Origin of the sequence: uncultured Veillonella sp., assembly GCF_934190855.1 — a bacterium.
Lineage (GTDB): Bacteria > Bacillota > Negativicutes > Veillonellales > Veillonellaceae > Veillonella.
This window is the reverse complement of sequence record NZ_CAKPTN010000067.1, coordinates 1-8,737: the sequence shown is the minus strand read 5'-3', so window position 1 is coordinate 8,737 and position 8,737 is coordinate 1. Positions and strand designations below refer to the sequence as shown.

9 protein-coding genes are annotated in these 8,737 nt (G+C 37.2%); 1 reads left to right on the top strand and 8 read right to left on the bottom strand.

Annotated features, from left to right (window positions below; genetic code table 11):
- The 8 genes from Q0F90_RS05280 to Q0F90_RS05245 all read right to left on the bottom strand — a co-directional run.
- On the bottom strand, nt 1-795 hold a 795-nt coding region (locus tag Q0F90_RS05280; protein ID WP_296003995.1), incomplete at its 3' end, for an ECF transporter S component.
- Nucleotides 796-845: 50 nt separating this feature from the next.
- Entirely contained in the window at nt 846-1,688 is an 843-nt protein-coding gene (locus Q0F90_RS05275) for a hypothetical protein (RefSeq protein WP_296003993.1), read from the bottom strand.
- Nucleotides 1,681-2,085 carry a hypothetical protein gene (locus Q0F90_RS05270; protein WP_296003991.1) on the bottom strand — a complete coding sequence of 135 codons (405 nt, stop codon included), beginning with the start codon at nt 2,083-2,085 and terminating at the stop codon, nt 1,681-1,683. Before Q0F90_RS05270 ends, Q0F90_RS05275 begins: the two co-directional genes overlap by 8 nt.
- 115 nt (nt 2,086-2,200) lie before the next feature.
- Complete coding sequence (locus tag Q0F90_RS05265; protein ID WP_296003989.1) at nt 2,201-4,339, bottom strand: heavy metal translocating P-type ATPase; 2,139 nt, start codon at nt 4,337-4,339, stop codon at nt 2,201-2,203.
- A gap of 16 nt (nt 4,340-4,355) precedes the next feature.
- Nucleotides 4,356-4,616 carry a DUF6110 family protein gene (locus tag Q0F90_RS05260; RefSeq protein ID WP_004697111.1) on the bottom strand — a complete coding sequence of 87 codons (261 nt, stop codon included), beginning with the start codon at nt 4,614-4,616 and terminating at the stop codon, nt 4,356-4,358.
- Nucleotides 4,617-4,725: 109 nt separating this feature from the next.
- The gene (locus Q0F90_RS05255; RefSeq protein ID WP_296003988.1) at nt 4,726-4,932 is read right to left on the bottom strand and encodes a FeoB-associated Cys-rich membrane protein; all 207 of its coding nucleotides are present in this window, start codon (nt 4,930-4,932) and stop codon (nt 4,726-4,728) included.
- A 230-nt stretch (nt 4,933-5,162) separates the two neighbouring features.
- Nucleotides 5,163-7,535: a ferrous iron transport protein B gene (gene feoB / locus Q0F90_RS05250; protein WP_296003987.1), complete on the bottom strand. Its 2,373-nt coding sequence runs from the start codon at nt 7,533-7,535 to the stop codon at nt 5,163-5,165.
- 9 nt (nt 7,536-7,544) lie between these two features.
- Nucleotides 7,545-7,778: a FeoA family protein gene (locus tag Q0F90_RS05245; RefSeq protein ID WP_296003986.1), complete on the bottom strand. Its 234-nt coding sequence runs from the start codon at nt 7,776-7,778 to the stop codon at nt 7,545-7,547.
- A gap of 576 nt (nt 7,779-8,354) precedes the next feature.
- On the opposite strand from Q0F90_RS05245, the gene Q0F90_RS05240 reads away from it, so the two are divergent.
- Nucleotides 8,355-8,737: DEAD/DEAH box helicase (locus tag Q0F90_RS05240; protein WP_296003985.1), on the top strand; the 383-nt coding region annotated here is incomplete at its 3' end.

Sequence of the window (8,737 nt, the reverse complement as noted above, 5' to 3'; positions counted from 1 at the left end):
TGTTAAGTTTTCTTCTGCACCGCTAGCTTCTTTAGTTTCTACTGTAGTAGTTCCAGCTAATTCAGGTTCTGTAGTTTTTGTTTCTGCAACAGTCACAGTTTCCTCCTTAGCTTTTTTAGGAGTATCTTTACGCAATACTTTACGTAATGCCATCGCTACTGGTGTAACGATAACAGCCGCAAAAACAGCTTCCGGAATACCATGGGTAGCAGATAAGAAAAGAATAGATCCTAATACTTGATCAGGGCTAAGGTTCATTTTAAGAGCAAACATATCTGCGTAAAGCAAGAAGATCAAGCCCATAACCATGATGGTATGGAAGATAGTGCCCATAAATGCTGTAACGATGATACGTGGACCTTGAGATACTTTCCACAATACTAAATATACTAAATATGCTAAGATTGGGAACAATACACGAGGCAATACGGAAATAATTGGATTGATAAATAGTGGTGATAAGATGTTTGGCGCTGTAATATTTTGCCATAAGCTATAGCAACCAAAAATAAAGCCTACAAAGCCACCTACCTTAGGCCCCTCTACAATGGCACCAATCAATGTTGGTACATGTAGTGTTGTTACATTGAGTGGTCCCAATGGGATGATACCATATCCAGATAAGCCTAAAGCAATCGTAATACCGGCTAATAAACCGATAATGGTAAGTTCACGAATTGTAATACTACTTTTCTTTTGTTTTTCAGCCTTTGGACGCTCTACAGGGCGCTTCGTTTCATTGTCAGGGATTGATACAGTTGTGTTATCATCCTTTAGACGTTCATTGTTGTTCATAAATCCTCCTTCGTTCTCATTCCATGTTGGATATAAGTCGAAACTAGAAATTAAATACTTTCACGGCGACGTGAAATAATACCACGCTCTACCAATGCACCAATAATTACAGCTACACCTATCATACCAGACTCTAAAAGAGCTGGCGTTATAAATACAAGCGGATTACCTTGGTACGTTGGGAAAACGGTAGGAACTAAAGATAATACAAATTCAGGAATGTAGCCACCATATAATATATGAGCATTCATAGCAAGCCACATACCTGCAGTAATAACAATGCGCAATAAACGCACACCTTTATATGCTAAATCGCGAGGGTATAAGTAAAATACAAATACCAATAAAGATACCAGCAACAATACAAGCTCAGCAAATAATATATTTACATTCATTGATGATGCATACATAAAATATACCATTGGGTCTTGTAAGTCAATATGTAAAATGGAACCGATATATAAGAACGGAATCGGTATAATATAGCCAATCATATCTAGGGCTTCATCAATCATGCCCCAATGATGGGTACGATTGAAAAATTTTGTTCCTAATAAGCCGCATAGTTCAATAAGAACTTGAACAATAAAGTACACTACAAATAATAGTAATGCTTTGGTTAAACCGTTATCTACATTAAAGCTAAATGGCGTGTGGAGAAAAGAAAATACAGTCCACCACGCCCAGCTATATGTATGATAGCCCATATACAATGGCAAGTCATCATTAAATTTAGCATTCTTTAGTCGGCGCACCATAAATGGTATTACCAGCGATAATACAGGAAATACTAATACTGGTAATGATAAGGCACCACTCAACGAAAGTACTGTCGTAACAGCACTAACAAAGAGCGCACAAACAAAGGTAAATTGCCAAAAACTTTTATTCATTACGGCCTCCCATTAATCGAGTTAAGCCGTACGCAACAATCAGACTAATTGTGACACCAATATACATAGACACTAAAAAAGCCACATCTCGGCCTACAGTAGGCCATCCCCACAACATAGATAAATCTACACCTAGGAAAATGCCTTTATATGCAATGCCATGAATGGCAATCCAACTCACTATATAAGCAATACGGCTTATGGATTTACCATCACCAAAAGTACTGTCTTTAAACGATAAATAAGCCCAAGGCATAAATAAGGATAACAACAAATACCAAACTAATGCTACTGTCGCACTCGATCCATTATGAATCATATACGCAATAATCGGAATTACCACGATAAATAGATTCAAATAGAAGGATCGTTTACAAATATCTATCAAAATGTTCATATAGATCTCCTATGATATGTAATCTCTTTGTATTTTACAATAATCATAGATAAATGTCATCAAAAAAGAAAAACCTCCATATAGGTAAATGAATACCTTATATGGAGGTTTCTAATTAAGCTACTACAGAGTCAGCTGTTACATCAATTGTAGGAACAGCGTCCTTTGGTTCTTCTTTTTTCAACAATGGAGTCATGCTTTCTAAGCCAATACCCAATGTGAATAGATTGTGCAACCAAGCTGTTTGGCTTGGCGGCATAATACCGAGTACGCCACCACCAACAAGAGCACCATTGAAACCAACGATACCATTGTAGTTAGCTTTGATACGTTTCATCAATGCCATAGAAATGCGGCGTAAGTCTACAAGAGCTTGTAGATGATCGGAAGAAATAGTAACATTTGCAATTTTTTGAGCGATTGGCGCGCCTTCATTCATCGCGATACCAACATGTGCCTCAGAAATTGCTGGGGAATCATTAATACCATCCCCTACCATCATAACAGTATAGCCTTCAGCTTTTGCTTGTTTTACATAAGCTGCTTTATCTTCTGGTAATACTTCAGCATGCACTTCATCAATACCGAGTTCGTTAGCTACACGTTGTGCATTACGTTTGGAGTCGCCAGTCATCATGACAACCTTTTTAATGCCCAAAGTATGTAAATCAGCTATAACTTGTTTTGCTTCCTCACGAACAGGGTCTTTAATACAAATAACCGCTGCTAGTGTACCCCCAATAGCGAGGTAAATATGAGAGGAAGAATTTGGTAAATTATTGAACTTTTCTTGTTCATCTGCAGGAATCTTTGTTTTTTCATCATCAAAGATATAGTGAGCACTACCAATGCGTACACGGTAGCGACCAACTTTAGATGCAATACCATGAGCTACAACGTATTCTACGTCAGAGTGCATTTCCTTATGAGGCAAGGAATGATCCTTCGCAGCGCGTACAATTGCTTTTGCCATGGAATGAGGGAAATGTTCCTCAATACATGCAGCTAATTTTAACATTTCATCTGCATCGTGACCGTTAAACGGAATGATTTGTTCAAATTCAGGTTCTGCTTTTGTGAGTGTACCTGTTTTGTCGAATACAATCATATCTGCTTGTGCAATTTGTTCTAAGAATTTACCACCTTTAACAGTGATACCGCGTTTAGATGCTTCTTGCATAGCGGAAAGTACTGCTAATGGAATAGATAATTTAAGAGCACAAGAGAAGTCAACCATTACGAAAGACAATGCTTTCATCACATTGCGAGTTAACAAGTATGTTAAACCAGCACCAATAAAGCTAATAGGAACTAATTTATCTGCCATACGGTATGCTTGTTGTTCCATACCGGATTTCATTTGTTCAGACTCTTCAATAAGGTTAACGATTTTTTCGTAACGAGAAGTTTTGGATGTGCTCCGTACTTCTACAATAGCTTTACCGTCTTCAACAACAGTACCAGCATATACAGAGCTTTCTTTATCACGACGAACCGCTTCTGGTTCACCAGTCATGGAGCTTTCATTAACAAGAACAACCCCATCGATAACGACACCATCCAATGGAATTACTTCGCCTTGGCGAATGATAATTTGATCCCCTGCTACAACTTCGTTAACTGGCTTGCTCACTTCAATGTCGTCAACCAAAACCCATACCTTATCTACATTCAAAGACATGCTTTGAGCAAGATTTAATACAGATTTACGGTGAGTCCATTCTTCTAAGATATCGCCAATACCTAATAGGTACATAACAGCGCCAGCTGTAGGGTAATCTTTTTGAAGTAATGCAGCACCAATAGCTACACCATCAAGTACTTCTACAGTTAACTTACGTTGCCACAATGTTTTAATGGCTTTGCCGATAAATTTAATACCATCAAACCATGCCCATGCAGCTGCAATTGGTGCAGGCAACACTGCTTTTTTACCTAAGTAAACTGCAGTGCGGTTGATCATCATTTCACGGTATTTTTTATTTACCAAGCGTGGAGAATATTCGTTCAAAGCAGGTGCTTCAGACAAGTCTAAATCGCGTAGACCTAGCACTGCTTCACGCACAGCGTCAACATCACCAGTATGTTTAATGGCAACTTGACTGCTGCGAGTGTAGAAGGTTACATCTACAATTGCATCGTTAAGAAGTAATGTATCCTCTACATAAGCTGCTTCAGCTTCTGTAAAATGATGACCTGTAACCTTAACATGCAAGCGATTTCTGAGTTTTTTTACTACAGAAAATTGTAACATATGTGCAATCCTCTAATTATTTGTTTTCTTCAAAGATTTCTTCGTTGCGTGCTTCGTTGATTTCTTGAGCTTCTGCCAATACGTCAGATGCGGATGCTTGTACTTTTTCAGCTGTTTCTAATACAGTTTCTTTAGCGCGAAGGCCAGCTGCTACGATACCAGCATATACTTTTTTAGCGTCTTTAGAAGTTAAAACTTTAAGACCTACAGTACCCAATGCAAGACCTGCTGCGAATAAGTTAGCGTTTTTAAGATTTTTTTGATCGATGTTGAACATGATAATATTCCTTTCTACTAAATATGATAAAAATTTAATTACTATATATGAAAAGAGGAGCCATTATAGAGACTCCTCTTCTCTTCCAATAACTTGAGTGTTGTTCTGATTACTTATCAGCTCGTTTAATGCCTAACGCTTTATTGGAACCATCACAACTACAGTTTCCACCGCAACCAGATGATTTACCAGAGTCAGAGTCAGAGCCACCGCTACCACAGCCGCAGCCACCTTTACCGCCTACTTGTTTAAACATTTTGAAACCAATATAAGCCAAAGCTAGAACAACTATGAGTCCTATAACAAGATTATCCATTATTATGCCTCTTTCTCAATATCAACTAAATCACAATATCTGTCTTAGTGATAAACAAGATAAAAGCAATATCTAAAGGATATTTCCCTTTTCTCATTATCATTTAACCACGAATATTGATAATTAGCAAGTATTTTTTTTAAATTAACTATAACTAAATCGCAATTATTCAATGCAGTTTATTTCATGCACCTAAAAGTGGCTAAATCATACTATTTAGCAACTCTAGGTTAGAAACCTAATGCACGTCCTACATTGTAGAAGATGAAACATGCAATCCAAGCAAATGTGTTTTCATAGAAGAACATGAATAAAACCCATTTCCAAGAGCCAGTTTCACGTTTGATAACTGCTAATGTTGCCAAACATGGAGGATAGATTAAGATGAACAGCATCATTGTTAAACCGATTAACGGTGTGAAATGAGGATCATTTTGTAAGTAATCAGTCAATGGAGCTGGATGCTCATCATCACCACCTACTGCATATATTGTACCCAATGTAGAAACTACTACCTCTTTAGCCGCTAAACCAGCTACGAGAGATAAGCCCATTTTCCAGTCGAAGCCCAATGGTTCAAGTACTGGGTTGATGGCTTTACCAAAGGATGCTGCATAGGATTGTTCAATTTTTTCAGAAGCTTGTTCTTTATCAAGTTTGTCATTTTCAGCATCTAAGTTCGCACTGTTTTTATACATTGCCCATGCTGCAGGGAACAAGTCCTTATTTTCAGCTTTAATATCGTTAAACAATTCAGGTGCTTCAGAGTCTTCTTCCACTGCCACTTCAGGAGCATCTTCACCTGCTTCTTCAGCAGCATCTTCAGCATCTTTTACAGTGGATTTCATATCTTCTACAATTTTATCAACAGCTTCTTTTTGATCATCTGTAGTGATACCAAATTGAGCTAATGTAGCAGCATCTTTTACTTCATACTCTTGAGCAACTTGTTCTTTCATTGCATCGTAATCTTTGGAGTATTCTACGTCCATAGGGTATGCAGTAATAAACCAAATCAAAATAGATGCTGCCATGATGAAAGTACCGGCTTTGATGATGTACAATTTAGCACGTTCGTACATATGTAACCAAGTAGCTTTCAATGTAGGCAAGTGATAAGGAGGTAATTCCATTACAAATGGTTCAGCCTCACCAGAGAAAATAAATTTGCGGAAGATTTTCGCAAAAATAATACCGAAGATGATCCCCAAGAAGTATACAGAGAATACAACTAATGTACTATCCCAACCATTTGGGAAGAACGCATTTGCAAACAAGATATATACTGGTAAACGAGCTGAACAACTCATGAATGGTGTAATCAAAATAGTAACCATTCGATCCTTATAGTTATCAAGGATACGAGCACCCATTACGGATGGTACAGAACAACCGAAACCTAATAATAAAGGAATAAAGGATTTACCATGCAAACCACAAGCGCGCATTACGCGGTCGATAACGAAGGCTGCACGTGCCATGTAACCAGTATCTTCCAAGAAGGAAATACCAAGGAATAGCAATAGAATCAATGGTAAGAAGGAAAGTACGGCACCTACACCGGCGATAATACCGTCAGATATGAGGGACTGTAATTGACCTTCAGGAATATTTTGAACTGCAAGAGCTTGCAATGAAGCAAAGCCATCTTCAATCCAACCTTGAGGAATACCACCTACGATGTTTACGAATGCAAACAATAGGTACATTACAAGCATAAAGATTGGTAAACCCCAAATGCGATGCGTTAAGATTTTATCATAACGATCGGAGCGTGTTTCCAATTGTGCTGGAGCTTGTGTTAAGGATTGGTTATATACTTCAACAGCATAGCGATGGCGATACTCTTGGAATACTATATCAAGATCAACTTGATCTTTGATTTCTTCGCGGATAGCAGCTGCCTTTTGTAGAACTGCATCTGTATTCGCAAAGCCTTTTACTTTTTCTACCACATCTGGATCGTTTTCCAATAATTTAATGGCAATCCAACGTAGTGGATATGTTACTGTACCAGATTGTTCAAGTGCTGTAACAAGTTCAGCAATTTTACCTTCTAGTAAATCACCATAATCAACTGTTACACCAGGCGCTTTTTGAGAAGCAGCTACGCTAATTGTAGCTTCTAACAACTCTTTTGTACCAATATTTGTACGACCTACTGTACTAACGATTGTAGCACCTGTTAGTTCAGCCATTTTCTTAAGGTCGTATTTGATGCCCATTTCTTCAGCAACGTCAGACATGTTTAGAGCAATAACCATTGGCTTTTCAAGTTCCAACAATTGTGCCGCTAAATACAAGTTACGTTCCAAGTTAGATGCATCAAGAACGTTTACGATTACATCTGGATTATCGTTTACGATAACGTTACGAGCTACCAACTCATCCAAGGAACGAGCTGTTAAGCTATATGTACCTGGTAAGTCAATAAACAATAATTCTTGACCATTAAAATTAGTATGGCCTTCTTTCTTTTCTACTGTAACGCCGGCATAGTTACCAACGTGTTGCTTCGCCCCTGTGATATTGTTAAACATTGTAGTTTTACCACAGTTAGGGTTACCTGCTAAGGCAATGCGAATTTGCCCTTTCTCTGCCATGTGGACCTCCTATTGTACATCTACATCAATCATACCAGCTTCACTTGTACGAAGTGCTAATTCAAAGTTTTTAACTTTAATTTCTACTGGATCACCCAAAGGGGCAAACTTCATAACATGAATTTTTGTACCTTTAACAAGGCCCATGTCAATCAGACGATGTTTAACATTGCCACTGCCATGTAGCGTAACAATAAGACCAGACTCACCTGGTTTCATGTCTTTCAACTTTTTGATAGCCATACTACACCTCCTATTTATATTTTGTACCTAACAACCTCATATTAACCACACCAAATAAGAATGCGTATTAATATCTTAAGTTATTATATCAAATCAACCGTTAATTTCAACAATTATTATCAATTTTATGGTTATTTTTTATCTCATGTATATATTATTTTCTCATATTTAATATGAAAATTTTATTATTATCATCCAGAGTAAACCTTATAGGGTATAGCATTTATCTATTTTCTCTTTAATTTATAGCCCGAACATAAATTAAGAAATATTACTAAGATTATCATTACTGATAATCTAATCATTCTCATTTATATCGGTAAATTCAATTTAAACATTTATATTTTAACGTTTCCCATTCTCACAAAACCTATTTATATCGTTATTTTTCAATCTATTATCAACTAGTTATGTTCTTATAACTTTATAATTTCACAATTTCTCAGCTATTATATTTTTGAGTTATCTATAGTTTCTCCGTTAATAATAAGGTTTATACTTAACGTTCAATTTATTTGCCCCTACTATGTGCATAAGGTATAATTAATATAATATGTATTATAGAAAGGACGATCCATGAAATCTTTTAAAACTTTAGGCGTTTGCGACGAACTTATCCAAGCCCTACAAAAACAAGGTATCAAGGAGCCCACGCCAATCCAAGAACAATCCATTCCTGTAGTATTTAAAGGGAATGATGTCATAGCAAAAGCTCAGACAGGCACAGGCAAAACTCTTGCCTTCTTATTGCCTATTCTTCAACGTGTACATACAGATGTTCATCAAGAACAAGTGCTTATCATTGCACCTACACGAGAACTTATTAAGCAAATCGCAGACGAAGCGAAAGAAATAGGCTCTATTTTAAACGTAGATATCCTTCCTCTTATCGGCGGTAAAACTATTGAAGCCCAATTACAGCAACTAGGTCGCCGTCCTCAAGTAATCTTAGGTACACC